Raw genomic sequence first — 24,628 nt, forward strand, 5'->3', positions numbered from 1 at the left:
TCGGGATGTTAGGCATCATGTAGCAAGTTGCGCAATGGGCGTTGCGCAGGATGCAACGCCCCCCCTCACGACACGCCAACGCGCCAACGCGGCAACGTGGCACCACAGGCCACCGAGATCAGGGAGCCCCATGACAGCCGAGGACCGCCGCACGACGGCCGAGCGCGACACGGCTGCCGCGCCCGCCGACCGCACCCCGTCCGCGCGGATCGCGGCCCTCGCCGACGAGCGCGTCGACTTCCGCTTCAAGGGGCTGCCGCCGGACGCGGAGGGGCTGACCGTCGGCGAACTGGCCGCACAGCGCCGCAACCTCTTCACCGGCGGGTTCACCACGCCGGTGATGGCGCTCTCCGCCGAACGCGTCGAGCACAACCTCCGCCTCATGGCGGACTACACCGACCGGCACGGACTCGTCTTCGCGCCCCACGGCAAGACCTCCATGGCCCCTGCCCTCTTCGCCCGCCAGATCGCGCACGGAGCCTGGGGTGTCAGCCTCGCCGTCCCCCATCAGGTGCGCGTGGCGCGGGCGTTCGGCGTCGAACGGGTGCTGCTGGCCAACGAGCTGGTCGACGCGCCCGCCTTGCGCTGGATCTCCCGCGAGCTGGACGCCGACCCCTCGTTCCGCTTCGTCTGCCACGTGGACTCCGTGCGCGGGGTCGAGCTGATGGACGAGGCCCTGCGTGCGGCCGGCGCGGTCCGGCCCGTCGACGTCCTGGTCGAACTCGGCGCCGGCGCGGGGGCCCGTACCGGCGCCCGCACGGAAGCCGCGTGCGCGGCCGTCGCCGACGCGGTGGCGGCCGCCCGCAGCCTGCGCCTGGTCGGTGTCAGCGGCTACGAGGGCGAGGTCCCGGGGGCGAACCCGGGGCGCGTGCGGGCCTGGCTGCGCCGCCTCGTCGCGCTCCTCGCCGATTTCGACGCGGCGGGCCGGTTCGCCGCTGCCGGGACGATCCTGCTGAGCGCGGGCGGCTCCGCCTGGTTCGACGCGGTGGCCGAGGTCTTCGCGCACACCCCGCCGTTGTCGGCGCCGGTGCGCAAGGTGCTGCGCTCGGGCGCGTACCTCTCCCACGACGACGGCCACTACCGCCGGGTGACCCCCTTCCGTCGCGTCCCCGGGGAGGGCCGCCTCGAACCGGCCTTCCGCCTGTGGACCCAGGTCGTCTCACGGCCGTCCCCGGAGCAGGCGTTCGTCAACGCGGGCAAGCGCGACGCCGCCCACGACCTGGACCTGCCCGAGGTCCAGGTGGTGCGCTCGGCCCGCGACGGAGTCTTGCGGGACGCGGCGGGCATCGCCGTCACCGCCCTGTCGGACCAGCACGGCTGGGTGAGCACCGCACCGGAGGCCCGGCTGGAGGTCGGGGACTGGCTCGGCCTCGGCCTGTCCCACCCGTGCACCACCTTCGACAAGTGGCAGCTGATCCCGCTGGTGGAACGGGACGGGACGGTCCGGGACTTCGTACGGACGTACTTCTGACCCCGCGAGCGAGCGGCCCCCGAGCCACCCACGCCCCCCGATCCGCCCCCGACCCCAGGAGCACCGCCCCCATGGACCTGGTCATCCGCAACGCCCGTGTCGTCGACGGCTCGGGCACGGCCTCCTACCGCGCCGACGTGGCCCTCGGCGACGGTCGCGTCCAGGAGATCCGCAAGGAGGGGGAGGGCCCCAGACCCTCCGCCCGCAGAACGCTCGACGCCGAAGGGCTCGCGCTGGCGCCCGGCTTCATCGACATGCACGCCCACAGCGACCTCGCCCTGCTGCGCGACCCGGACCACAGCGCGAAGGCCGCCCAGGGCGTCACCCTGGAAGTCCTGGGCCAGGACGGCCTGTCCTACGCGCCCGTCGACGACCGCACCCTCGCCGACGTCCGCCGGGCCGTCACCGGCTGGAACGGCGACGGCGAGGACATCGACTTCGACTGGCGGACCGTCGGCGAATACCTCGACCGCCTCGACCGCGGCTTCGACGGACAGGGCGTCGCCGTCAACGCCGCCTACCTCGTCCCGCAGGGCACCGTCCGCATGCACGTCATGGGCTGGGAGGACCGCGCCCCCACCCCGCGCGAGCTGGACCGGATGCGCCGACTGGTCGCGGACGGACTCCGGCAGGGCGCCGTGGGCCTCTCCTCCGGCCTCACCTACACGCCGGGCATGTACGCCGAGGACGGTGAACTGACCGAACTGTGCCGGGTGGTGGCCGCGTACGACGGCTACTACTGCCCGCACCACCGCTCGTACGGGGCCGGCGCCCTGCGGGCCTACCAGGAGATGGTGGACCTTACGCGCGCGGCCGGCTGCGCGCTCCACCTCGCGCACGCCACCATGAACTTCGGGGTGAACGAGGGGAAGGCACCCGAACTGCTGGCCCTCCTGGACCGGGCGCTGGACGACGGCGCGGACATCACCCTGGACACCTACCCCTACACGCCCGGCTGCACCACCCTCGTCGCGCTGCTGCCGAGCTGGGCGGGGGAGGGAGGACCGGGCGCGGTCCTGGAGCGCCTGACGGACGACGCGACGGCCGAGCGCATCCGGCACGACCTGGAGGACGTCGGCTCGGACGGCTGCCACGGCGTCCCCCTCGACTGGGGCACGATCGAGGTCTCCGGCGTCCACGATCCCGCGCTGTCCCCGTACGTGGGCGCGAACATCGCCGCGACGGCCCGCACGCGCGGCGAAGCCCCGTGGACCACGGCCCGGCGGCTGCTGACCGAGGACCGGCTCGGCACGACCATCCTGCAGCACGTCGGACACGAGGAGAACGTCCGCCTCATCATGAAGCACCGCGCCCACACGGCCGGTTCGGACGGCATCCTCCAGGGCCGCAAACCCCACCCCCGCGCCTACGGCACCTTCCCCCGCTACCTCGGCACGTACGTCCGGGAGCTGGGCCAGCTCTCCCTGGAGGAGTGCGTCGCCCACCTGACCTCCCGGCCCGCGGCCCGCCTGCGGCTGCCCGACCGCGGCCTGGTCCGCGAGGGCTACCGGGCCGACCTGGTCCTCTTCGACCCCGACACGGTCGCGGCGGGCTCGTCGTTCGAAGCGCCGCGCACCCTCCCGCACGGCATCCCCCACGTCCTGATCGACGGACGCTTCGTCATCGAGGACGGGAAGCGCACGCAGGTGCTCGCCGGAAAGTCGGTCCGCCGCACGGCATGAGCCGCCATCCGGCCGTCACCACCCCGTCCCGCCCGCCCGGCCCCCTCACCCCACCGACGCACCCGGAGCACCCCATGACCTGCCATCCCCACGCCGTCATCGCCGCGCAGCGCCTGCTGCCCGTGCTGCGCAACGCCGACGCCGACGAAGCCGTCCACCGGACCACCGCACTGCTCGCGGCGGGCTGCCGCGCGGTCGAGCTGACGACCAGCACCCCCGGCTGGGCCGACGCGGTGGCCCGTACGGTCCCCCTCACCGACGGTGGGGGGCGCCCGGCGGTCATCGGCGTCGGTACCGTCACCACCTCCGCGCAGGCCCGCACCGCCCTGGACGCCGGAGCCGCGTTCCTCATCTCCCCCTACCCGGCCCCCGAGGTGCGCGAGGTCGCCCGCGAACGCGGGGCCGTCTTCATCGAGGGCGGGTTCACGCCCGGCGAGGTGGCCGCCGCCGTCCGCGCCGCGGGCGCCGCCAAGGTGTTCCCCGCGCACGTGGGCGGCCCCGCGTTCATCCGCTCCCTCAGGGCCGTCCTGCCCGAGGGGATCGTGATCCCCACCGGCGGCATACGCCCCGACGCCGTACAGCCCTGGTTCGACGCGGGCGCCACCGCCGTCGGCGTCGGCAACGGCCTCCCCGCCGATGCCGGCGACCTGGCCGCCCTGTTCGCGGGGCTCGCACGGCCCTGCTGTGCCGAGTGCGCCTGAGCCGGCGGTGCTCCCCGTTCCTGCGGCCTTTCCCTTGTGAAGCGCGCCTTACGGGAGGAGTTCCAGGGTGATGTGCGGCGCCAGCGCGCGCAGGAAGTCGGGAGCGTCGAACGCCTGCCCCGCGGAGGTGACGCCGCTCGCCCGGGTGCGTCCGGTGAGGACGCGGTCGAGCGCCTCGACGACCAGGGGCGCGGTGACGGCGTAGATGTCCTGGCCTCGGGCCACGGCGCGCCGTTCGACGCCGCCCGACCGCACGACGGCGTCGACGAGGAACGTCTGGTCGGAACGGCCGCTGTCGTCGGCCGCGGCCGGTGTCGGCGTGCCGGGGGCCACGACGTCGCTGGCCGCCTCGGCCGTCATGTAGGTGGTCACGTCCGGGATGGACAGGTGACTGGGGACGGTGACCACGTCGGCCATCGTGAACTCGCCGACCACGTCCCGCGTGCCCAGCGGCTCCGGGAAGGCCCATTCCAGGGTCGGCGCGGCGTCGGTACGCCGCTCCCAGCGGCCACCGCTGTAGCGCAGGCGCACGTCACCGCGCCGCTCCCGGGAGACCGCGCCCGACAGGCGCGTACCGGGGGTCGGGTGCCAGCTGCTCAGCCCGTACGCGATGTGCGCCGAGTCGGCCTCGGTCCAGTCGCCCATCGCCGCGGTGACGAGCAGGTCGCCCAGGCCGCCGAAGAAGGCCATCGCCGGGACGATCACCGCCTTCGACTCGCGGGCCCGGTCGGCGAAGTGGGCGAAGGTGTCGAGGTTGGCCTCGATCTCGGCCGCCACGTCCAGGTACGGGATCCCGGCCCGCAGGGCCGCCTCGATCACGGGCGCGGTCGTCGAGGCGAACGGACCGGCGCAGTTGATCACGGCCGCCGAGCCCGCCACGGCGCGGTCGAGCGAGGCCGCGTCGTCGGCCGACGCCACCCGGGCGTCCAGCCCGGTCTCCCGTGCCAGCGCCTCCAGCTTGTCGGCGTCGCGGCCGGACAGCAGCGGCACGAAGCCGCGCTCCACCAGCTCCGCCACCACGAACCGGCCGGTGTGGCCGTACGCGCCGAAAACCGCGACCGTCTGTCCCGAACCCATGAGGTGCTCCCCGTACTCGAACGGCCGACGGCTGCTGCGCCGCGGTCCGTTGGGAACATCCTGTCGCGAGGGGACACCCCGCACGAGTGTCTGGAACGACATGGCCCGTACAATTCCGGACATGCATACAGTCGCGTTGGCCGTCACCGACGGCATGCTGCACTTCGAGCTGTCCTCGGCGCTGGAGGTGTTCGGCTCGGACCTGACCCACATCGTGGATCCCTGGTACGACTTCCGGCTGTGCGGGCCGGGCCCCGTACGGGTCGGCCGCTTCCGGCTGGAGCCCGACCACGGCCTCGACCACCTCGCGCGCGCCGACACCGTGATCGTCCCGGGCTGGGCGGACGTCGACCAGGACCCGTCGGCCGAACTGGTCGACGCCGTGCGCGCGGCCCACGCGGCGGGCGCCCGCGTGGTCTCCCTCTGTACGGGCGCCTTCGTGCTGGCGGCCGCCGGCCTGCTGGACGGCAAGCGCGCCACCACCCACTGGGCGCACACCGGGGAACTGGCCCGGCGCCACCCGGAGGTCGAGGTCGACCCCGACGTCCTCTACGTCGACAACGGCAGCGTGCTCACCTCCGCGGGCAAGGCCGCCGCCATGGACCTGTGCCTGCACCTGGTCCGCCTCGACCACGGCTCGTCGAACGCCAACAAGATCGCCCGGCGCCTGGTCGTCCCCCCGCACCGCGACGGCGGCCAGGCCCAGTTCGTCACCACCCCCGTCCCGGCCCTGAACAACCACCCCCTGGCCGACCTCTTCCCCTGGACCCTCCAGCGGCTGGACGAACCGCTCACCGTGGAAGACCTGGCGCGCCAGGCGCGCATGAGCTCGCGTCACCTGGGCCGGCACTTCAAATCGGTCACCGGCACCACCCCCTTGCAGTGGCTCCACACCCAGCGGATCCGCCACGCCCAGGAACTCCTGGAGACCACCGACGACACGATCGACACCATCGCCGCCGCCACCGGGATGGGTACGGCCACCACCCTGCGCCGCCACTTCCAGCGCACCGTCGGCGTCCCGCCGGACACCTACCGCCGCACGTTCCGCTCCCACGCGGTCCACGGGACGGCCGGGTAGCGGAGGACACCTGAGAAGATCAACGGAGTCGTCACGCGCGAACGCAGAGGTGGAGAACATGGTGGGTCTGGTACTGATCGGTGTCCTGGTGGTCGTCCTCGGCGGCTGTGCCTGCGTGGTGTGGGCGGCGCGCGGCGGCCCCCGCTGGGTGCGCGGTGTGGCGACCGCGACGCTCGGGGCGGGGGAACTGGTCCGCCGCTACGAGAAGAACCGGCGCCGCCACCGCCCGACGAACGGCGCCAACGGCGACACGGACTGACAGCGGGACGCCACCGGGACCCGCCGGACACCAACTACGGGAAACCGAGACACGGATCGGCGCCGACCAGCTCGGCGCTGGCAGCCCACAGGCGAGCGGCGACGGCCGGGTCGCTCATGTGCGCCGGGACGGGCTCGTGCCGCGGTGTGCCGCGCAGCCCGAAGACCCTCGGCCCCCACAGCTGTCCTCCCCGCACCCGCGGATCGAGGACGGCGCGGACGACGGGCCACGCCCCGGCGTCCTTGCCCTGCACCAGGAGAGCGGCGGGCAGGGCGCGCAGCCGCTCGCCGGGGGTCGTCACCCTCACCGGCGGGCGGGACGGGGTGAGGGAGTCCAGCGCGCCGCCGGGGTGGGCCACCACACTGAGGACCGTGCTGCCGGCGGCGCGCAGCCGGCGGTCGAGTGCGAAACCGAAGGACATCTGCGCCAGCTTCGACCGGCCGTAGCTCCGCTTGGGCCGGTAGCCCCGGACCGACTGGAGGTCGTCCAGGTCCAGTCGCTCCGAGCGCGCCGCGAAGCTTCCCACCGTCACGACACGACCCGCCGGGGCCGCGGACAGCAGGGGCGCCAGCCACCGGGTCAGCGCGAAGTGGCCGAGGTGGTTCGTGCCGAACATCAGCTCGTGGCCCTCGCGGGTCTCCCGGCGCGGCGGATCGTCGAGGGCGACCCCCGCGTTGTGGACCACCGCGTCGAGGCGATCGGTCTCCAGCGCGTCCACGGCGGTCTCCAGGGACGCCAGGACGGCGAGGTCCAGCGGGAGGTGCCGCAGCCGGGCACCGGAGACGCGCGAGCGGATCGAGGCCATGGCGGCCCCGGCCTTCGCGGCGTCCCGGCTGCCGAGGACGACCACCGCGCCCGTCGTGGCGAGCTGCTCCGCGACGAAGTAGCCGATCCCGGCATTGCCGCCGGTGACCAGGAACGTCCTGCCCTCGGCGGACGGCAGCCGGTGGACGTCCCACGCGCGGCTCTGGGGTGCGGAAGACATGGTGACGGGCTCCTCGTGCTCTCGGCAGGCGTGCTCGCTTCGAGCACCGGCCCGGCCAGGATCCCCGCCCCTGCCGACAGCCCGCCGACAGATCACGGCAGGCGCCCACAAACTCCCGACAGGGTGGAGCGTCGGCGGCGGGCGGTAGAGTCGCTACACCCAACGCGTGATCATGTAGGAGGGGAGAGCGTGAAGCGTCCGACGATGGCGGACATCGCTCACCGCGCAGGTGTGTCCAAGGTGGCGGTCTCCTACGCGCTCAACGACCAGCCGGGGGTCTCCGAAGCGACCCGGGCCGCCATCAAGAGCATCGCGCAGGAGCTGGGCTGGCGTCCCAACAGCGCGGCGCGGGCCCTGACCGGCGGTCGGGCCCGGGCGGTCGGGCTGGTGGTCCGGCGGCCCACCCGGACGCTCGGGGTGGAGCCGTTCTTCATGGAGTTCATCAGTGGCGTGGAGAGCGTGCTGTCCGAGCACGGGTACGCGCTGATGCTCCAGATGGTCACCACCCAGGAGAACGAGCTGGAGGTGTACCGGCGCTGGTCCGGCGAGGGCCGCGTCGACGGGATCTTCCTCATGGACCTGCTGACCGACGACCTCCGTTTCCCCGCCGTGGAGGCGCTCGACCTGCCCGCGGTGGCGATCGGGCCCCCGGACACCTCCGGATCGCTGCCCTCCATCTGGTCGGACGACGCGATGAGCGTGCGCGAGATCGTCCGCTACCTCGCCACGCTCGGGCACCGCAGGATCGCCCGGGTGGCGGGTCCCGCCGAACTGGCCCACACCGCCGTCCGGGACGCCGCGCTGGCCGAGGCCTGCCGGGAGGCCGGTATCCCCGCGGCGACGGTGGTGCACACCGACTACACGGGCGACGAGGGGGCCCGCGCCGCGCGGGCGCTGCTGATCGCGCCGCAGCGGCCGACGGCGATCGTCTTCGACAACGACATCATGGCGGTGGCGGCCCTCTCCGTCGCCCAGGAGCTGAACCTCTCCATCCCGGCCGACGTCTCCATCGTGGCGTGGGACGAGTCGCCCCTGACGCAGGTGGTCCGGCCGATGCTGTCGGCCGTCAGCCGGGACATCGCGGCGTACGGAGCCCGCTCGGCGACGGCACTGCTCTCCCTGATCGCGGGTGAGGAGGTCGGGCACATCCGGGAGGGGTACGCGCACTTCGTACCGCGGGGCAGCACCTGCCCGCCCCCGGGGGAGCGGTCGGACGCGGACCGTGCGCCGGACGCCGACCCCGCGCCCGGTTCCGGCCCGGAACCGTCCGCCCCCTGAGCCGCGGCCGCCGCTACTTGGTGGCTCCCTGGGCGAATCCGTTGTAGATCCAGCGCTGGAGCAGCAGGAACACCACCAGCGTCGGCAGGATGACGAGGACCGCCCCCGCGGAAATCGCCTCCCAGTGCGCGCCGAAGGGGCCCTTGAACCGGAAGAGGGCGGTCGAGATCGTGCCCAGGTCCTCGGAGTGCAGGTAGAGGAACGGCGTGTAGAAGTCGTTGTAGGTGGTGATCCCCTTGATGATGACGACGGTGGCGATCGCCGGTCGGAGCAGCGGAAAGATGATCTTTCGGTAGATCATGAAGGCGTTGGCGCCGTCGAGGCGCGCCGCCTCGTCCAGCGAGACGGGGATGCCCCGGACGAACTGCAGGAAGACGTACACGGAGACGATGTCCGTGCCCATGTAGAGCAGGATCGGGGCCCACCGGGTGTCGACCAGCCCGAGGCCGTTGACCACCTGGAAGGTCGCGACCTGGGTGGTGACGCCCGGGACGAGGGTGGCGACGAGGAAGAGCGCCATGACGGGCTTCCTGCCCGGGAAGTCGAACCGGTCCACCGCGTAGGCGGTCATCGACCCGATGAGCACGGTGCCGCCGATGGAGAAGAACAGGATGAAGGCGGTGTTCCCGAAGGCCATGAGCATCTTGCCGTCGGCGAACGCGGTCACGTAGTTGTCGGCGTTCAGCCAGTTCCCCGGCAGGGACAGCGCTCCGCCCTGCGCGACCTCCCGCGAGGTCTTGAGCGAGGTCAGGAAGACGACGCCCAGCGGGAGGAGCACCACCACGGTCGCGGCGAGCAGCGAGAGGTAGGTCAGCGCCGTACCGACGGACGGGCGCCGGCGGCCCCGGTGCGAGCGTGCGGTGAGGTCGGAAGTCATACGAGGTCCACCTTGTCGTCGGGCACGAGGCGGCGCTGGATCCAGGTGATCGCCAGGATGATCAGGAGCAGTACCACGGCCCCTGCCGAGGCCAGGCCGGTCTTGTTGAACTGGAAGGCGAGCTTGACCGTCTGGATGACGAAGGTCGAGGTGCCGGTCGCGCCGCCGGTCATGACGTAGGGGATTTCGAAGACGGACAGGGAGCCGGAGACCGCCAGGATCACGCTGAGGCTGAGCACGGGCCTGATGCTCGGAGCGATGATGTGGCGGAACTGCTGCCACCGGCCGGCGCCGTCCAGTTGCGCGGCTTCGTACAGCTCGCCGGGGACGGACTGGATCGCGCCGAGGAAGAGGACGAAGTTCAGCCCCGTGAACCGCCAGACCGAGACCCCGGCCAGCGAGACGTTGGCGGAGACCGGATCGCCCAGCCACGCGTGGCCGCTCGGCATGCCGAACCAGGCCAGTACGGCGTCCAGGGTGCCGCCGTCCTGGAAGAAGTACAGGAACACGAAGCCGATCGCGACGCCGTTGATCAGGTAGGGGAAGAAGAGGATCCCCTTGAAGAAGGATCGGAACCGCAGGTCGAAGCTGAGGACCGTGGCGAAGTAGAGCGCGACGGCGATCTGGACCACGGACGCGGCGAGGTAGTAGCCGCTGACGAAGAACACCCGGAACAGCTCGGGGCGGGTGAAGATCTGGACGTAGTTGTCGAAACCGACCGCATCACGGTGCGGGCTCACCCCGTCCCAGTCGGTGAAGCTGTAGCTGATCATGCTCACCACGGGGACGTAGGTGAAGGTGACCAGCAACGCCAGGGGGACCGCGAGGAAGAGCCATGGCGTGATCCGCCGGAGCGGCGAGCGCCTCCAGGAGCGCGGCGCGCCGCTTCCCGGTGAACGGGGGCGGAGCCCTGAGCGCGGAGCGGCGCGCTCGCCGTCCGCGGGCGGCGGGAGTGGCGCGGCGGCGCTCCCGGGGGTGGTGTCGGTCGTCTGGGTCATGTCGGCCTTTCGTTTCCGCGGGTGCGCGGGGGAGGAGCCCCGGCCGGTGTCGTACGGCCGGGGCCCGCTGCGCCGGTGCGTCAGGAACCGACGCGCTTCGCCGCCTCGTTCCAGCGCTTGTCCAGGTCGCCGAACAGGTCGTCCAGGCTGCCCTTGCGCACGCCGCGGGCCGTGTCGACGACCGTCTGGCGGTAGTCGGGCTTGTTCAGGCCGATCTCCGCCGCCCGGTCGATGTCGTCGACCGCGCCGGTCGCCGCCTCGGAGCGTTCGACGAATCTGACATCGTTGTCAACGAACTCTTCGAGGGTCTCCGGAAGCGGAGCCGCCTTCACCGCGGACACCGCGCCCTCCTTCTCCGCGTAGCCGGACTTCTCGGTGAACCAGTCGATCCACGCACGTGCGGCGGCCTTGTGGCGCGAGTGCACGTTCACCGCCTGCTGGTAGTCGGACACGACGGTCGCGCAGAAATGGCCGTCCTTCTGCACCGGGAAGGGCATGAACCCGATCTCCGCCGCGGAGCCCCCGCCCGCTTGCGCGGCCTCGCGCATCTGGGTGACCGACCAGGAGCCGAGCATCATGGAGCCGGCCTTGCCCTGCGCGAGGAGGCCCTTGGACGCCTCCCAGTTGGTGGTGCTCGGGTCCTTCTCCGCCAGTCCCTGCTTCACGATGTCGTGGAGCAGGGTGTCGGCCGTACGGAGTTCGCTGCCCGGCGCCCAGGGGGACACGGGGCCCGCCAGCTTGTTGCCGGCCTGCGCGTCGCAGGTCACCGACCCGAGGTTCGCGGTCCACTGGACCAACGGCCAGCCGTCCTTGAAGTTCGTGTAGTAGGGGGCCGCGCCCGTACGGTCCTTCACGGTCCTCAGGTCGGCGAGGAACTCCTGCGGGCTCTTCGCCCAGTCGGTGATCCCGGCCCGCGCCCACAGCGCCTTGTTGTAGACGAAGCCGTTGACGGTGCCGAACTGGGCTATCCCGTAGACCTTGCCGCCCACTTCGGTCTTGTCGCCGAACCGGTACTTCGACAGCTCGGAGGGTGTGCCGAGGGGTGCGAAGAAGGTGGGGTAGTCGTTCTTGGCGACCGCCCCGGGGATCATGAGCACGTCCCCGTAGTCCGCGGTGTTCATGCGGATCTTCACTTCCCCCTCGTAGTCGGTGATGCCCTCGAAGGCTACCTTCACGTGGGGGTAGGTCTTGTTGAACTCGGCGGCGTACCGCTTCATCGCGCCGTTCTGGACGAGGTCCGTGCGCTGCGTCAGCACCTTGATCTTGCCCGAGACCGCGTTCGGGTCGGAGGGGGCGACGGCGGCCTCCCCGGAGGCCCCGTCCCCTCCTCCGCCGCACGCCGTCGCGGACAGCAGTGCGGCGGCCAGGACTGCGCCCTTGAGCGCCATCGACTTCTTCCCCATGGCCCAACTCCTTCAGGGTTACGGCTCGGGTCTTCGGTGGGATGTCGGCACTATGTCAGCCGTAAGTGAACCGGTAAAGTCCAAGTTTCCCGCGTGATGCCGAATCGTTACCACAGCGCCTCATGCTCCCGAACTGTGGGGCTACTTCAGTTCCCTTGATTACGTACAGTGAAATTATTTCTACTTGACCGGTTAATGGACAAGGCCCCAAGGGCGCGGCTAGCTTGACGATCCGCATCCCCCGCCACCCCGCGCCCCGAGGCGATTGGAGCCGCACACCATGAAGGACGTCACCCAGCTGAACGAGGGGTGGAGCCTGCACCACCAAGGCGGCCTGCTCCCCGCCCGCGTCCCCGGCTGCGTCCACACCGATCTGCTGGCCGCCGGGGTCGTCGACGACCCCTTCATCGGCCACAACGAGACCGAGGTCGCGTGGATAGGCCGCCAGGAATGGACCTACAGCACGCGGCTGGCCCACGACAGCGGGCACGAGCGCACCCATCTGGTCTTCGAAGGACTCGACACCGCCGCCGAGGTCGTGCTGGCGGGCGAGAGCCTCGGCGCCACCCGCAACATGCACCGCGTCCACCGCTTCGACGTCACCGGGCGCACGGGCGCGCTCGACGTCCGGTTCGCGTCGGCGTACGACGAGGCCGACCGCGTCCGCGCACTGACCGGAGAGCGCCCCAACGTCTACGCGGAACCCTTCCAGTACATCCGCAAGATGGCGTGCAGCTTCGGCTGGGACTGGGGCCCGACCCTCGTGAGCGCCGGCATGTGGCGGCCGGTCCGGCTGGAGCACTGGTCGACCGCCCGCCTCGCCGAAGTCCGCCCCCTCGTCACCGTGCAGGGGGCCACCGGGCGGGTCGAACTGCGCGTCCGCACCGAACGCACCCCGAGCGGCGAGGGCCGGCCGCTCACGCTGAGCGCCACCGTCGCCGGGGTCGCGGCGCGAACCACCTTCGAGGACGACGAGGCCGTCCTGTGCCTGGAGGTCGAGGCACCCGAACTGTGGTGGCCGCGCGGACACGGGGAGCAGCCGCTCCACGGCCTGACCGTGACCCTGCTCGACGAGGACGGGCGGTCCCTCGACGGCTGGGAGCGCCGCGTCGGCTTCCGCACGGTCACCGTCGACCGGTCCGCCGACGCGCACGGCACGTCCTTCACCTTCGTCGTCAACGGCCGGCGGATCTTCGCCCGGGGCGTCAACTGGATCCCGGACGACGTGCTCCCCTCGCGCATGACCCCCGAGCGCTACCGGACCCGGCTCACCCAGGCCGCCGGGGCCAACGTCGACCTGATCCGGGTGTGGGGCGGCGGCATCTACGAGGACGAGGCGTTCTACGACGTGTGCGACGAACTCGGCCTCATGGTCTGGCAGGACTTCCTCTTCGCCTGCGCCGCCTACCCCGAAGAGCAGCCGCTGCGCCGGGAGATCGAGGCCGAGGCGCACGACAACGTCGTCCGGCTCCTGCCGCACGCCAGTCTCGTCCTGTGGAACGGCAACAACGAGAACCTGTGGGGGTTCCGCGACTGGGACTGGGAGGAACCGCTCGCGGGCGACTCCTGGGGAGAGGGGTACTACCTCGGGCTGCTGCCCCGGGTCGTCGCCGCCCTGGACCCCACCCGCCCGTACGCGGCGGGCAGTCCCTGGTCCGGTTCCTGGGACCATCACCCCAACGACCCCCGCCACGGCACCCACCACTCCTGGGAGGTGTGGAACCGGCGGGACTACGCCGACTACCGGGCGAACGTCCCGCGCTTCTGCGCCGAGTTCGGCTGGCAGGCCCCCGCCGCCCTCGCGACGCTGCGCCGCGCGCTGCCCGGCGAGGAACTCGCCGCCGACTCGCCCGGCATGCTGCACCACCAGAAGGCCGAGGACGGCAACGGCAAGCTCGACCGGGGCATCGAGCGCCACTTCGGCCTCCCCGAAGGGGACTTCGACCGCTGGCACTACCTGGCCCAGGTGGTCCAGGCGCGGGCCGTGGCCGCCGGCATAGAACACTGGCGGTCCCACTGGCCCGTGTGCGCGGGCACGGTGATGTGGCAGCTCAACGACTGCTGGCCGGTCAGTTCGTGGGCGGCGATCGACGGCGACGGCCGGTGCAAACCGCTCTACCACGAGCTGCGCCGCCTGTACGCCGACCGGCTCCTCGCGCTCGTGCCGGCCGACGGCGGACCGGTGCTGGTCCTCGACAACCAGTCCGGCACGACGTGGCGCACCGACGTCACCCTGCGCCTCCTGCGCGCCGACGGCACGCTGCTGCGGGAGACCGGCATCACCCTGGAAGCCGCCGCCCGCACCGTGGTCAGGCAGCCGGTCCCGGCGGAGCTGCTCCCGGAGGAGGACTGCCCCAAGGAGTTCCTCGTCGCCGACTGCGACGGCCTGCGCGCGCTCCACTTCCCGGTAGTGGACAAGGAGTTCGGCTACCCGGCCGCGGAGTACGGGGTACGGATCGAGACCGGCGCCGAGGGCGGCCCGGTCGGCGTGATCGTCACCGCGCACACCCTCGTGCGGGACCTGCTGCTCCAGGCCGACCGGCTCGCGCCCGGGGCGGTGGCGGACCGCGGGCTGGTCACCCTGCTCCCCGGTGAGGAGGCCCGTATCACCGTGACGGGCTGGCCCGGAGCCGACGCGGAGAGTGCCCGCGGGGCCCTGTTCAGCGTGGGAGCGGCGTGAGCCCCTCCGCTCCCCGCGCCACCATCAACGAGGTCGCCGCCCGGGCGGGGGTGTCCAAGGGCGCCGTCTCCATGGCGTTCAACAACCGGCCCGGCGTCTCGCCGGCGACCCGCGAGCGCATCTTCGACGCCGCCCGCGAGCTGGGGTGGACGCCGCACCAGACCGCGCGGAGCCTGTCGCGCCGGCGCGTGGGCATCGTGGGCCTCGCCATCTGCCGCCCCGCCCGGCTCCTGGGGCTCGAGCCCTTCTACATGGAGTTCATCTCCGGCATCGAGGACGTGCTCGCGGACCACGCGTGCTCGCTGCTGCTCCGGCTGGTGCGCGACCTCGACGAGGAGATCGCGCTGTACGAGGAGTGGTGGCGCAGCCGGACCATCGGCGGGGGCATCCTGGTGGACTTCCACCGGGAGGACCCCAGGATCGCGCCGCTGCGGGCGCTCGGCGTGCCCGCCGTGGCCGTCGGGCACCCCTCGCTGACCGGCGGCTTCCCCTCGGTCTGGACGGACGACGCGGCGGCGACCTCCGAGGCGGTGCGCTACCTGGCGGCGCTCGGGCACCGCCGCATCGCCCGGGTGGGCGGGCCCGCCGGTCTCGGCCACAGCGGGATCCGCGCGGCGGCGTTCGAGCGGGCCATGGCCGCACTCGGGCTCGACGGGCGGCGGCAGGTGGCGACCGGCTTCTCCGGCGAGGACGGTGCCCGCGTCACCCGCGGTCTGCTGCTGACCCCCGACCGCCCGACGGCGATCGTGTACGACAACGACATCATGGCCGTCGCGGGGACAGCCGTGGCGTCGGAGATGGGGTTCGCGGTACCCGCCGACCTGTCGCTGCTGGCCTGGGACGATTCGCAGCTTTGCCGCCTCACCCACCCACCGCTGTCGGCGATGAGCCACGACGTGCACCGTTTCGGCGCGGAGGTCGCGCGCGCCCTGTTCGGGGTCATCGACGGCACGGGCGGCCCGGCGCCGCAGGTCCGTACGCCGTCCCTCACCCCCCGCGGATCCACCGGGCCGCCCCGCAGCGGGCCGCGCAGGTGACGACGGGCCGTACCTCCCCCGGGAGGTACGGCCCGTCGCGCGCGGCCGGGGCCGGGAACGTTGTTCTTACGACGCGCCCCGGGCGGGCGCGGGCGCGAGCCCGCGCCGCCGGAGCCAGCGCAGGTGCTCCACCGCCGTCGCACCCCCGCCTCCCGCGTGGTCGCCGAACGGCCACTGGGTGATCTCCTTCCGGCCCCCGTAGGCGTCGAAGGCGGCCAGGACGGTCGAGGGCGGGCACACCGGATCCATCAGCCCGGCGCTGAACAGGGCGGGAGCGGTGGCTCTGCGCCCGAAGTGCACCCCGTCGAAGTACCCCAGCGTGGTGAAGGCCCGCTCGCCGCCGTACCGCGCGTGGTGGCGCAGGAAGTCGACGATCTCCGTGTACGGCCCCTCGGTCGCCGTTTCGGCGCCGCGCCGGATGTGGCAGAGGAAGGGCACGTCCGCGAGGCATCCGGCGACACGGCCGACGGCGAGTCCGGCCACGGCGAGCGCGAGCCCGCCGCCCTGGCTGGCGCCCTGGACGACGACGCGGTCGGGGTCGACGCGGGCCAGCGCACGCACGGCATCGACCGCCCGGACGCAGTCGGTGATCAGACGCCGGTAGTAATGGGCGTGCGGGCTCTCGATTCCCTTGGTCATGAAGCCGTGCACCCACTGGGTCGCGCCGTCCGGGTGCGCGTCCGGGGTGTCGTGGCCCTGGCCCCGGCTGTCGACGACGAGATGGGCGAACCCCGCCGAGGCGTGGAGCAGGTGGTCGGTGGGCAGCCCGCGGCCCCCGCTGTAGCCGATGTACGTCACCACCGCGGGCAGCGGACCGGGCGCCCCCGCGGGCAGCAGGAGCCACGCGGCGACGGGCTGGCCGTCCCAGCCCGGGAACCGCACGTCGTAGGCGTCGAGGGTGCTGAGCGGGAAGCCGGCGACGGGGCGTACCTCCGGGGCGCCGTCCACCGCCCGCGCCGTGCTCAGGGTCTCCGACCAGAAGGCATCGAAGTCCGCTGGTTCGGCGGGGAGTTGCGGCGAGGCGGCGGGGTGGTCCGGGGGCAGATCGGTGTACGGCACGGTTTCCTCGGGGGACGGGCCCGGCCGCGGAACCGTACCCCGGGAGGGCGGTCCGCGGCCGGACGGGGGGCGGGGTCAGCCCTTGGCGCAGGGCACGCCGTTCAGGGTGAAGGCGGCGGGGACGCCGTTGCCGCCGGTGGACGAGGCGGTGAGGCCGAAGCTCACCGCGCCGCCCGCGGGGATGGTCTCGGTCCAGGACTCGGGGGTGGCGCGGACCCGGTCGCCGTTCTGGACGGCCTTGGCGTTCCAGGCCGAGCCGAGGGTCTGGCCGCCCGGGAACGCGAAGTCCAGCTGCCAGCCGGTGATCGGCTGCGTGCCGGTGTTGCGGATGGTGACGTCGGCGTTGAAGCCGGTGCCCCAGTCCTGCAGTCGGTACAGGACGGAGCAGCCGCCCGCGGGCCGGGCCGCGGTGGTGACGGCCGCGGTCGCGGAGCGGGGGGAGCGGTTGCCCGCGGCGTCGCGGGCGTAGACCGCGAAGGTGTAGGCGGTGGCGGGGGTCAGCCCGGTCAGCGTCGCTCCGGTGCTCGTGGTGGCGGTGACGGGGGTCTCGGCCGCGCCGCCGACCCGTACGACCTCATAGCCGGTGACACCGGTGTCGTCGGTGGCCGCGGGCCAGGCCAACCGGACGCCGGTGGCGGTGACATCGGAGGCGACGGGTGCGCCGGGGGCGCCGGGCGGTGTGGTGTCGCCGCCCCCGGTGCCGCCGTAGACACTGGCCTCCCGCGAGGTCTGCCGGATCCCGTCGGGGCCGTTGAAGAGGCGCTCGCCCCAGACGGTGAGACGGCTCGCGTCGAAGCCGGTGGCGAGGTCGAGGTATTCGACACCGCCGCCGTTGCCGCTCCAGGACCAGCCCAGGTAGCCGAGGCCCAGTCGGCGTGTGGTGTCCATGATGGCGTCCTCGTCGGGGTTGCCGTCCGAGTGCGCGTTGCCGAACTCCCCGACTAGGACGGGGAGTCGGCGGCTGACGAAGCTGTTCAGATAGGACTGGACCTCGGCGGCCGTGTCGTAGACCCCGTACATGTGGATGGAGAAGACGGTGTTGCGGGCGGGGTCCGCGGCGAAGACCTCCGGTGCGTTGTCCCGCATGGTGTTCGACCAGTCCTGGCCCCAGTTGGGCGCGTCCACCATCAGGGTGTGGCCGAGTCCGGCGGCGCGCAGCCGGGTGACGGCGTCCTTGTTGTCCTGGGTCCAGGTGGCGTAACCGGCGTTCCCGTAGGGCTCGTTGCCGATGTTGATGACGACGTACTTCTCCTGGCCCTTCAGCGCGTCGGCGACGCTCAGCCAGTAGTCGACCGCCTTGGCGAGGGTCGCGGCGCCGCTCTGTTCGCCGTAGCCGGTGGTGTCGTGGGCCTCGAGGACGCAGACCAGCTTGTCGGCCTTGCACCGGCTGACCACCTCCGCCACGTCGGCGGAGCCGTTCCTCGGCCACCGGTCCCCGGTGGCGAGGACGACGCGGGCGGAGTTGGCGCCGAGCGCCTTGATGTCGTCGAGGGCCCGGCCGGTCCGGGTGGGGTACCAGGTATGGGCGTGGTTGACGCCCCGGAAGACGAAGTCCGTCCCGTTGGCGTCGAGGAGCCGGCCGTCGGCGACGTGGAACCCGGTGGCGGCCGGGCCGGCGGCCGCGTGGGCGGCGGGGGCCGTCGCGGGACCGGTGGCGCGGGCCGTCGCAGGGCCTGTGAGCGTCGCGGCGACGACGGCGAGCAGGGCTCCTGCCGCGGTGGCCAGTCTTCTGTTCATGTGGTGCTCCCCATTCGGTCGCGCACGCCGGGGATCCCGGTCGGGGGGCGTGCGGGCTCGCCTGACATGAAGGTGCGGTGTGCGATGTGCGGTGCGGGTGCTGGTTCCCGCCGCCCGGACGCTGCGGCTCTTGGCGGGCGGCGGGAAGGAGGTGCTCCGGGGGCGAGGCTAGAGGGCCGTGGCGCTCACCCACAAGAGAAATACATAACCGGTTAAGTTCAGATGGACGGAGGGAGACCGACCGTCGCGCGGAAGACCGTCCCGGCACCGTGCACCTCGGACCCCTCCGCGGCCGGTATGAACACGGACTCCCCGGGGCCGATGCGCAGGCCGCGGCTGCCGGCGTCGACCCGTACCTCCCCCGCGACGCAGAGGAGGATCTGCGGGGCGCCCTCGGGGAGGCGGAAGGGGCGGTCCTGGCGCACCTGGACGCGTGACAACCGGAAGTCGTCCACCGGCGCGGGATAGATCCGCTCGCCGTCCCGTCCGTTGCGGGGGGTGAGCACGGGGGACGGCGGTCCCGCGAAGTCGACCACCTCCATCAGCTCGGCGGCATCGACGTGTTTGGACGTCAGGCCGCAGCGCAGCACGTTGTCGGAACTCGCCATGATCTCCACCCCGAGCCCGGAGAGGTACGCGTGCGGAACGCCCGCCCCGAGAAACAGGGCCTGGCCCGGCGCCAGGAGGACCGGGCGGAGCATCAAGGCGGGCAGCAGGCCGGCGTCCCCCGGGTGGGCGCGCGCGATGTCGTGGCAGACCCGGAAGTCCTCGGCGTACGCGCCCGGTCGCGCGGCGGCGGCCGCGAGCGCCCCGGTCACGGCGGCGAGGAGGCCCGGCGGCGGGCGGAGGAAGGCCGCGAAGACGTCGGCGAGGGCTGCCTCCTCGGGGCCGCTGCGCAGGACGTCGGCGTGGCGGCGCAGCGCGGGCACCCCCAGGGCGTCCAGCAGACCGGCACACGGGCGCGCGGGCCGGAAGCCGCACAGCCCGCGGAAGGGGGTGAGTGCGACGATCATCTCCGGCTTGTGGTGCGGGTCCCGGTACGTGCGGTGCGGGGCGTCGAGCGGGATGCCGAGGGCGTTCTCGCGCCGGAACCCGGCTTCGGCCCGGGCGGAATCCGGGTGCACCTGGAGCGAGAGGGGCGCGTCGGCGGCCAAAAGTTTCAGCAGGAACGGCAACCGCGGCCCGAACCGGTGCAGCGTGGCCGGCCCGAGCCGCGTCACCGGATCCTCGGCGATGAACCGGTCCAGTGGCACCTGCCCCGGCCCCGGCGCTCCCTCGACGAGGGAGGGCGCGGCGGGGTGCGCCCCCATCCACATCTCTGCCTGCGGCTCCCCGGTCGGCGGCGCCCCCATGAGCTCCGGCAGCGCGGTGACGGAACCCCAGGCGTAGGCCTGCACGGTATTGCGGAGAAGGTGCACGGGTGTCGGGTCTCCTCGGTAGGCGGGCGAGTTGTCGGTGGGACGGACAGCAGGGCGTCGCAAGGCCGCCGGGCGACGGCGGGCCGATGCCGCGGTGGCTCGCCGACCCGCCGACCCGCCGACCCGCCGACGTCGCCGGACCCGGGCCAATGCCCGGCCACGGCCACGGCCACGACGGACCCGGTGGGAGCCGCACCCGGGGGCCAAGGCCCGCGGCCAGGCCCAATGCCAGGGCGCAATCCGGCCGGGCCCGGGCCAAGACGTCCTGCCTGGGCCGGGACGAGGGCGACCCCCGTGCCTCGGGACAAGGCCGAGCACCTGAGCCCGCCCCGGGACCGCTCTTGGACGTGACCCAACCCCTGGCCCCAGCTGGACCAGGGCCTCGGACGCGACGCCGACCGGGCCTGAGGTCTGGTGCGAGACCGGCCCCCGTCCGGACCTGGGCCGAGCTCCGGCAATGGCGTCCGGTCCGGCCGCCGCCCCCGAGCCCGGCGGCTCAGGCGGTGCCCGGGGCGGCCCGGCAGCCCGCCCACCGGCCGCCTGGACAGGAGCAGCCCTGGCACCAGCAGCCCCGGCCTAGCCCCGGTCAAGTCGTCCTGCCGGCACCCTGCCCCGCCGGGTGGCTCAATCGGTGCGCGGGCCGAACCGGAAAGCCCAGACACCGGCCCCATGGACAGAAACACTCCGGCCACCGGCCGCCCCCGCCAAGGCGTCCTGCTCGCACCCCCCGTGCCCGGAGGCTCAGGCGGACCCGGCCGCCGGGGCACCGGCCCCCCGGGCACCGGCGGCTCCGCCGCCCCCCGCTCCGGCCGCCGCCGCGCCGATCAGGCCTGCGTCGAGTTGCAGGCGGGCACGGACGACGGGGATGCCGCGGGTGAATTCCAGGGCCGCGTAGTCGTTCAGGTGGCGGCGGAACGGGCCGAGGAGGGTGTCCCCGGCCTGGGCGACGCCGCCGCCCACGACCACGAGGTCGAGCTCGACCAGGGCCGCCGTCGCCGCGACGGCGGCGGCCAGGGCGCGGCCCGCGCGGTCGAAGGCGGCGCGGGCCCTCGGGTCGCCGCCCTCCGCGGCGGCCGCCACCGCCGCGGCCGTCGCCGGGACGCCGGGCGGCGGGGCCCACCCGCTCTCCAGGGCGTGGGACGCGATGGCGGTCCCGCTGGCGAAGCGCTCCACGCACCCGCGGGCACCGCACGGGCAGAGCGGGCCGTCCTGCTCCACGCAGATGTGCCCGATGTGCCCGGCGTTGCCGGACCGGCCGACGTGTACCGAGCCGCCCAGCACAAGACCGCCGCCCACGCCGGTGGACACCACCATGCACAGCGCGTTGTCCACGCCCCGGGCCGCGCCCAGCCAGTGCTCGGCGGCGGTCATCGCCACGGCGTCGCCGACCAGGACGGGCCGTACCGCGGTCGGCATCCGCGGGTGCGCCGCCACCCGGTCGACCAGCGGGAAGCCCCGCCAGGCGGGGATGTTGACGGGGCTGACCGTGCCCGCGACCGTGTCGACGGGTCCGGCGCTGCCGATCCCCATGCTGGTGAGGGACGCCCACCCCGGCCGCCCGGACAGCTCGTCCAGGACGGCGTCCACGGCGGCCATCAGCTCGTTCGCGGAGCCCCGCGCCGGGGTGGCGCGCTGGACCCGCGCGGTCACCGTGCCGTCGGCTTCGACCAGCGCCCCGGCGATCTTCGTGCCCCCGATGTCGAGCGCTCCGTACAGCATGCGTTCAGCCCTTCTTCAGCGGCGACTGGCGGATCCGGCCACTCTGCCCTGCCGCTGACAACGTTGTCTACTTACGCAGTTAAGTTAAGCAGGGTTTAGTAAACGAGCGCCTCCCGACGGCCGGTCCCGAGCGGCGGTCCTCGCCCCGCGATGGGGGACGAGGACCGCCGTCCGTGCTTCGGCCCCCGGCTGCGGGGGACCGGCTCAGTTGGTCTGCGTGGAGAGGCTCACACCGCTGAAGCCCTGGGCGCCGGCGAGGCTGAAGTAGACCCAGCCCGCGGGCGGGTTGTCGATCGTCAGCGTCTCGGCGTTGCCGTCGTGGACGGACTTCGCCAGGTGGCTGCCGGTGGTGGCCCAGTTGCCGCCGCCGTAGTACAGGTCGGCGTTGCCGGTGCCGCCGCTGCTGGTGAGGGTGAGCTGCTTGACACCGGCCGGCAGGTACACGAAGTGGTAGCTGTGGTTGCCGGCGGCGGCCGCGAGGTTGTCGCGGCGGCAGTTCTTGTCGAACTGGCGGGGGTCGCCGAGCGTGCACAGCGGGATGGACCGGGCCTCCGGCAGGGGGCCGCAGTCGCTGGTCGCGCAGGTGGTCGTCAGCCAGGTGGTGAAGTCGGCGTCGTAGCGGGTGCCGATGGTCTGCTTCAGGAAGGTGCGGGCACCGTTCCAGTCACCGGCGCGGTACCTGCCGAGCACGGTCTCCACGTCGGCGGGGTGCGCCTGGAGCATGTAGCGGACGGCGAGGAAGCCCCAGCGGTAGATCCGGTTGGAGTTGACGGCGGGGTCGGTGTCCTGGTCGTAGACCGTGTCGAAGAGGTCGCTGAGCTTGTACGTCTTCTTCGCGGCCTCCGCGATCGCCTCGGCGTTGCGCTGGCCGCGGTAACCGAACGAGATGTTCTCGGCGATGCCCTCGACCCACCAGATGGTCGGCGTGGTCATGCCCGCGTCGAAGTCGCCGGCCATGTTGTAGCGGCCGTCGAGGTAGTGGGTGTATTCGTGGTTGAGGTTCCAGATCTGGAAGTCCGGGCGCAGCCAGTCGGCCTCGTGGGCGATGAAGCGGGCCTGGTTGCCGACGACGGCGGGGTTGCCCTCTTCGTACATGCCGCCGTTGTCGACGTCGATGTTGTAGATGGCCCAGGCGTACAGCGAGTACTGGGTGTAGTCGTCGAAGACGACGACCTCCAGGTTGGTGTTCACGTCACCGGGGATCGCGCCCTTGTCGCCGATGACCCGGTGGAAGTAGGCGTCCTCGTTGACGAGGCTGGTGCAGGTGCCGGCGAGTTGACCGGGGGACATGTCCTGGGCGCGGATCTTCAGGGCCGGGTTGCACGTGTGCTGGATCGGCAGGATCGCCGGCAGTACGCGCTCGCCCAGGTCGCAGATGGCGTACGCCGCGCAGTTGTTCTTGTCGTACTGGCGCGTGTACCAGCCGAGGTTCATGGTGATCGGCGCCGTGGGGCCGACGTTCGGGTAGCGGTTGATCAGGTCCTTCAGCAGCGGCCGGACCCGGTCCTTGAGCTCGGGGACGTCCAGGGCGTAGCCGAGGAAGCGGCCGACGTTGCTGACGACGTCGAGGCGGTTGAGCTGCGCGCCGTTGCGCGTGATGAAGCCCGCCCAGGTGTCGAGGACGGCGGGGTCGGCCTTGAGGGCGGCGCGCCAGCCGCGCTCGTCGTTCTTGGCCTTGAAGCCGTTCTCGACGACCCACTCGACGTGCTGCATGGCCAGGTTCATCTGGGCCGGCCAGCTGCCGTCGTAGCTGCCGAGCATCCACTTGACGGTCCCGGCGTACCGGCCCGCCTCGTGGGTGCTGTCGATCAGCGTGACGACCTCGTTGAGGATCTCGCCGTTGGCGTCGGTGACGTCCTTGCTGTGCGGAGCGGCGAAGAAGGCGTCCAGCGCGCCGCGCGCCGCGCCGGTCAACGCGGGGCCGTAGTCGCCGACTTCCGCTCCGTGGTTGTCCTGCACGTAATATCCGGCCCGCAGGAACATGACCAACTGACCAGTGGCCGCACTGTTGTTGCCCGCGTAGCCGGCCGAGGCGTCGCGCAGCGCGTCGGCGACGGTCACCATCTGCGGCTCGCGGAAGGCCTTGCGCGCGTTGTCCCCCGTCAGTTCGAACAGGGGGTACGTACAGTTGATCCGGGGCAGCGCCTTGAGCTGTTGGACCAGCGCCGCGCCGGTGGCGTTGATGACACCGGAGAGGTCGCCGCACCCGTCCCCGGCGGCGGCCGAGGACTGCCCGTCGGCCTTGTTGGCCTTGACGGGTTTGACGGGCTTGGCGGTCGGGGCGGCCGCGGGGGCGGACTCCTCGGGGCTGTCCTGCGAGGAGATCCGGAAACGGGAGCCGTTGCTCATCGCGTCGGGCGATCGGGGGACCGGGATCGACCGCGGCGCCGGGGCCGTGGTTCCCCGGGAGTTCGCACCGGCCGGGGCCGTGACGCCGGCGGAGGCGGCCTGGCTCTGCGGTGCGAACAGGCCGAGCGCCATGAAGACGGCCGCGCCGAGCGCGGGCAGTCTGAGCGCGTTGGCCTTGGATATCCGGAAGGGATGCATCTGCGGGGGCCTCCGGGGCCGTTGTGGCCACGTGCTGGGGACACGGGCAATCAATGTGTGACATGTAAAATTGCACATGTCGCATCGCGCCGGAAGGGTTTCGGCCAGATTGCGTTCTCCTGGACGGGGTAAGAGGTGGGTGATCGTTTGCCCCACGGTGTGTCAGGAGAGTGCCCCACGATGACGGATGACGCCTACCTCTTCCTCGCGCAGACCCCCGAAGGCTGGCAGGGGACCGCTCTGGCGCTGGTCGGGGAACTCGCGTGCCTGGACACCCCGGCCGTCCGCGCCTGGTTCGCGGCCCAGGGCGTGGACCCCGCGTCGCCGAAGGTTCGCGTGGCGCCCCCCGAGCAGACGGGACTGATCCCGCAGGACGCCGAGCGGCTGCCGGTCCCCCTGGACGAGGAGGAAGTGGAGCGGGTCCGCCGCGCCGCGGCCACCGACCGCGTCGCGGGCGTCGAGGAGGAGCTCCTCGCCTTCCGCGACAGCGAGGACAACCGCGACGTCCTGCTGCGCCGGGCCCTCGCCGCCGGGGTGCCCACCCACCGGATCGTGGAGCTCTCCGGCGTCGACCCGGCCACCCTGTCCTCCGCCTCCCGCCCCTGACGTCCATCCGGCG

19 protein-coding genes are annotated in these 24,628 nt (G+C 72.8%); 9 read left to right on the plus strand and 10 right to left on the minus strand.

The annotated features are described in order from the left end of the window. Positions 1–130 precede the first annotated feature (130 nt). From AC0693_RS12075 to AC0693_RS12085, 3 genes are all read left to right on the plus strand, one after another. On the plus strand, positions 131–1,471 hold the full coding sequence (locus AC0693_RS12075; RefSeq protein WP_478742058.1) for a type III PLP-dependent enzyme domain-containing protein: 1,341 nt from the start codon (positions 131–133) through the stop codon (positions 1,469–1,471). Between the two features lie 71 nt (positions 1,472–1,542). Then, positions 1,543–3,153 (plus strand): N-acyl-D-amino-acid deacylase family protein, encoded by a 1,611-nt coding sequence (locus tag AC0693_RS12080; RefSeq protein WP_478742059.1) that lies wholly within the window; start codon positions 1,543–1,545, stop codon positions 3,151–3,153. A gap of 74 nt (positions 3,154–3,227) precedes the next feature. After that, entirely contained in the window at positions 3,228–3,854 is a 627-nt protein-coding gene (locus AC0693_RS12085; protein WP_468465852.1) for a bifunctional 4-hydroxy-2-oxoglutarate aldolase/2-dehydro-3-deoxy-phosphogluconate aldolase, read from the plus strand. A gap of 48 nt (positions 3,855–3,902) precedes the next feature. On the opposite strand, the gene AC0693_RS12090 is transcribed toward AC0693_RS12085, so the two are convergent. After that, entirely contained in the window at positions 3,903–4,931 is a 1,029-nt protein-coding gene (locus AC0693_RS12090) for a saccharopine dehydrogenase family protein (protein WP_478742060.1), read from the minus strand. A 121-nt stretch (positions 4,932–5,052) separates the two neighbouring features. Between AC0693_RS12090 and AC0693_RS12095 the strand changes: the two genes are divergently transcribed. Together AC0693_RS12095 and AC0693_RS12100 are read left to right on the plus strand one after the other, a co-directional pair. Next, complete coding sequence (locus AC0693_RS12095; protein WP_469316758.1) at positions 5,053–6,012, plus strand: GlxA family transcriptional regulator; 960 nt, start codon at positions 5,053–5,055, stop codon at positions 6,010–6,012. Between the two features lie 58 nt (positions 6,013–6,070). Then, positions 6,071–6,271, plus strand: a complete 201-nt coding sequence (locus AC0693_RS12100) for a hypothetical protein (RefSeq protein ID WP_468465847.1) — start codon at positions 6,071–6,073, stop codon at positions 6,269–6,271. 34 nt (positions 6,272–6,305) lie between these two features. Here the strand turns inward: AC0693_RS12100 and AC0693_RS12105 are convergent, their stop codons facing one another. Then, positions 6,306–7,256 (minus strand): SDR family NAD(P)-dependent oxidoreductase, encoded by a 951-nt coding sequence (locus AC0693_RS12105; RefSeq protein ID WP_478742062.1) that lies wholly within the window; start codon positions 7,254–7,256, stop codon positions 6,306–6,308. Between the two features lie 189 nt (positions 7,257–7,445). Between AC0693_RS12105 and AC0693_RS12110 the strand changes: the two genes are divergently transcribed. Further along, positions 7,446–8,534, plus strand: coding sequence for a LacI family DNA-binding transcriptional regulator (locus AC0693_RS12110; protein WP_478742064.1), 1,089 nt, complete (start codon positions 7,446–7,448; stop codon positions 8,532–8,534). Between the two features lie 13 nt (positions 8,535–8,547). Here the strand turns inward: AC0693_RS12110 and AC0693_RS12115 are convergent, their stop codons facing one another. The 3 genes from AC0693_RS12115 to AC0693_RS12125 all read right to left on the minus strand — a co-directional run bounded on the left by AC0693_RS12115 (position 8,548) and on the right by AC0693_RS12125 (position 11,812). Further along, positions 8,548–9,411 (minus strand): carbohydrate ABC transporter permease, encoded by an 864-nt coding sequence (locus tag AC0693_RS12115; RefSeq protein WP_478801647.1) that lies wholly within the window; start codon positions 9,409–9,411, stop codon positions 8,548–8,550. After that, the gene (locus AC0693_RS12120; RefSeq protein ID WP_478742067.1) at positions 9,408–10,409 is read right to left on the minus strand and encodes a carbohydrate ABC transporter permease; all 1,002 of its coding nucleotides are present in this window, start codon (positions 10,407–10,409) and stop codon (positions 9,408–9,410) included. Before AC0693_RS12120 ends, AC0693_RS12115 begins: the two co-directional genes overlap by 4 nt. An 80-nt stretch (positions 10,410–10,489) precedes the next feature. Next, the gene (locus AC0693_RS12125; RefSeq protein WP_478801648.1) at positions 10,490–11,812 is read right to left on the minus strand and encodes an ABC transporter substrate-binding protein; all 1,323 of its coding nucleotides are present in this window, start codon (positions 11,810–11,812) and stop codon (positions 10,490–10,492) included. A gap of 280 nt (positions 11,813–12,092) precedes the next feature. Between AC0693_RS12125 and AC0693_RS12130 the strand changes: the two genes are divergently transcribed. Together AC0693_RS12130 and AC0693_RS12135 are read left to right on the plus strand one after the other, a co-directional pair. Continuing rightward, positions 12,093–14,492 carry a glycoside hydrolase family 2 protein gene (locus AC0693_RS12130; RefSeq protein WP_478742069.1) on the plus strand — a complete coding sequence of 800 codons (2,400 nt, stop codon included), beginning with the start codon at positions 12,093–12,095 and terminating at the stop codon, positions 14,490–14,492. Continuing rightward, positions 14,489–15,529 (plus strand): LacI family DNA-binding transcriptional regulator, encoded by a 1,041-nt coding sequence (locus tag AC0693_RS12135; RefSeq protein WP_478742071.1) that lies wholly within the window; start codon positions 14,489–14,491, stop codon positions 15,527–15,529. The genes AC0693_RS12130 and AC0693_RS12135 overlap by 4 nt, the downstream gene beginning before the upstream one ends. A gap of 66 nt (positions 15,530–15,595) precedes the next feature. Here the strand turns inward: AC0693_RS12135 and AC0693_RS12140 are convergent, their stop codons facing one another. From AC0693_RS12140 to AC0693_RS12160, 5 genes are all read right to left on the minus strand, one after another. Continuing rightward, the gene (locus AC0693_RS12140; protein ID WP_478742073.1) at positions 15,596–16,588 is read right to left on the minus strand and encodes an acetylxylan esterase; all 993 of its coding nucleotides are present in this window, start codon (positions 16,586–16,588) and stop codon (positions 15,596–15,598) included. A gap of 75 nt (positions 16,589–16,663) precedes the next feature. Further along, entirely contained in the window at positions 16,664–18,325 is a 1,662-nt protein-coding gene (locus tag AC0693_RS12145; protein WP_478801649.1) for a cellulase family glycosylhydrolase, read from the minus strand. Between the two features lie 218 nt (positions 18,326–18,543). Beyond that, positions 18,544–19,743: a mannose-6-phosphate isomerase, class I gene (manA, locus tag AC0693_RS12150; protein WP_478801650.1), complete on the minus strand. Its 1,200-nt coding sequence runs from the start codon at positions 19,741–19,743 to the stop codon at positions 18,544–18,546. Positions 19,744–20,484: 741 nt separating this feature from the next. Further along, on the minus strand, positions 20,485–21,462 hold the full coding sequence (locus tag AC0693_RS12155) for an ROK family protein (protein ID WP_478801651.1): 978 nt from the start codon (positions 21,460–21,462) through the stop codon (positions 20,485–20,487). A 204-nt stretch (positions 21,463–21,666) separates the two neighbouring features. Next, the gene (locus tag AC0693_RS12160) at positions 21,667–24,009 is read right to left on the minus strand and encodes a M9 family metallopeptidase (protein WP_478801652.1); all 2,343 of its coding nucleotides are present in this window, start codon (positions 24,007–24,009) and stop codon (positions 21,667–21,669) included. Positions 24,010–24,189: 180 nt separating this feature from the next. Here AC0693_RS12160 and AC0693_RS12165 point away from each other — a divergent pair, with 180 nt between their 5' ends. Beyond that, a complete protein-coding gene (locus AC0693_RS12165) occupies positions 24,190–24,615 on the plus strand; it encodes a DUF6003 family protein (RefSeq protein ID WP_468465823.1) in 426 nt (141 codons plus the stop codon). Positions 24,616–24,628 lie beyond the last annotated feature (13 nt).

The organism is Streptomyces sp. NPDC043876 (genome assembly GCF_056435825.1).

Coding starts and splice junctions, on each gene's coding strand:
- AC0693_RS12090 (WP_478742060.1), bottom strand. CDS start 4,931: ATGGGTTCGGGACAGACGGTCGCGGTTTTCGGCGCGTACGGCCACACC.
- AC0693_RS12085 (WP_468465852.1), top strand. CDS start 3,228: ATGACCTGCCATCCCCACGCCGTCATCGCCGCGCAGCGCCTGCTGCCC.
- AC0693_RS12115 (WP_478801647.1), bottom strand. CDS start 9,411: ATGACTTCCGACCTCACCGCACGCTCGCACCGGGGCCGCCGGCGCCCG.
- AC0693_RS12130 (WP_478742069.1), top strand. CDS start 12,093: ATGAAGGACGTCACCCAGCTGAACGAGGGGTGGAGCCTGCACCACCAA.
- AC0693_RS12120 (WP_478742067.1), bottom strand. CDS start 10,409: ATGACCCAGACGACCGACACCACCCCCGGGAGCGCCGCCGCGCCACTC.
- AC0693_RS12105 (WP_478742062.1), bottom strand. CDS start 7,256: ATGTCTTCCGCACCCCAGAGCCGCGCGTGGGACGTCCACCGGCTGCCG.
- AC0693_RS12145 (WP_478801649.1), bottom strand. CDS start 18,325: ATGAACAGAAGACTGGCCACCGCGGCAGGAGCCCTGCTCGCCGTCGTC.
- AC0693_RS12160 (WP_478801652.1), bottom strand. CDS start 24,009: ATGCATCCCTTCCGGATATCCAAGGCCAACGCGCTCAGACTGCCCGCG.
- AC0693_RS12165 (WP_468465823.1), top strand. CDS start 24,190: ATGACGGATGACGCCTACCTCTTCCTCGCGCAGACCCCCGAAGGCTGG.
- AC0693_RS12155 (WP_478801651.1), bottom strand. CDS start 21,462: ATGCTGTACGGAGCGCTCGACATCGGGGGCACGAAGATCGCCGGGGCG.
- AC0693_RS12080 (WP_478742059.1), top strand. CDS start 1,543: ATGGACCTGGTCATCCGCAACGCCCGTGTCGTCGACGGCTCGGGCACG.
- AC0693_RS12095 (WP_469316758.1), top strand. CDS start 5,053: ATGCATACAGTCGCGTTGGCCGTCACCGACGGCATGCTGCACTTCGAG.
- AC0693_RS12125 (WP_478801648.1), bottom strand. CDS start 11,812: ATGGGGAAGAAGTCGATGGCGCTCAAGGGCGCAGTCCTGGCCGCCGCA.
- AC0693_RS12075 (WP_478742058.1), top strand. CDS start 131: ATGACAGCCGAGGACCGCCGCACGACGGCCGAGCGCGACACGGCTGCC.
- AC0693_RS12100 (WP_468465847.1), top strand. CDS start 6,071: ATGGTGGGTCTGGTACTGATCGGTGTCCTGGTGGTCGTCCTCGGCGGC.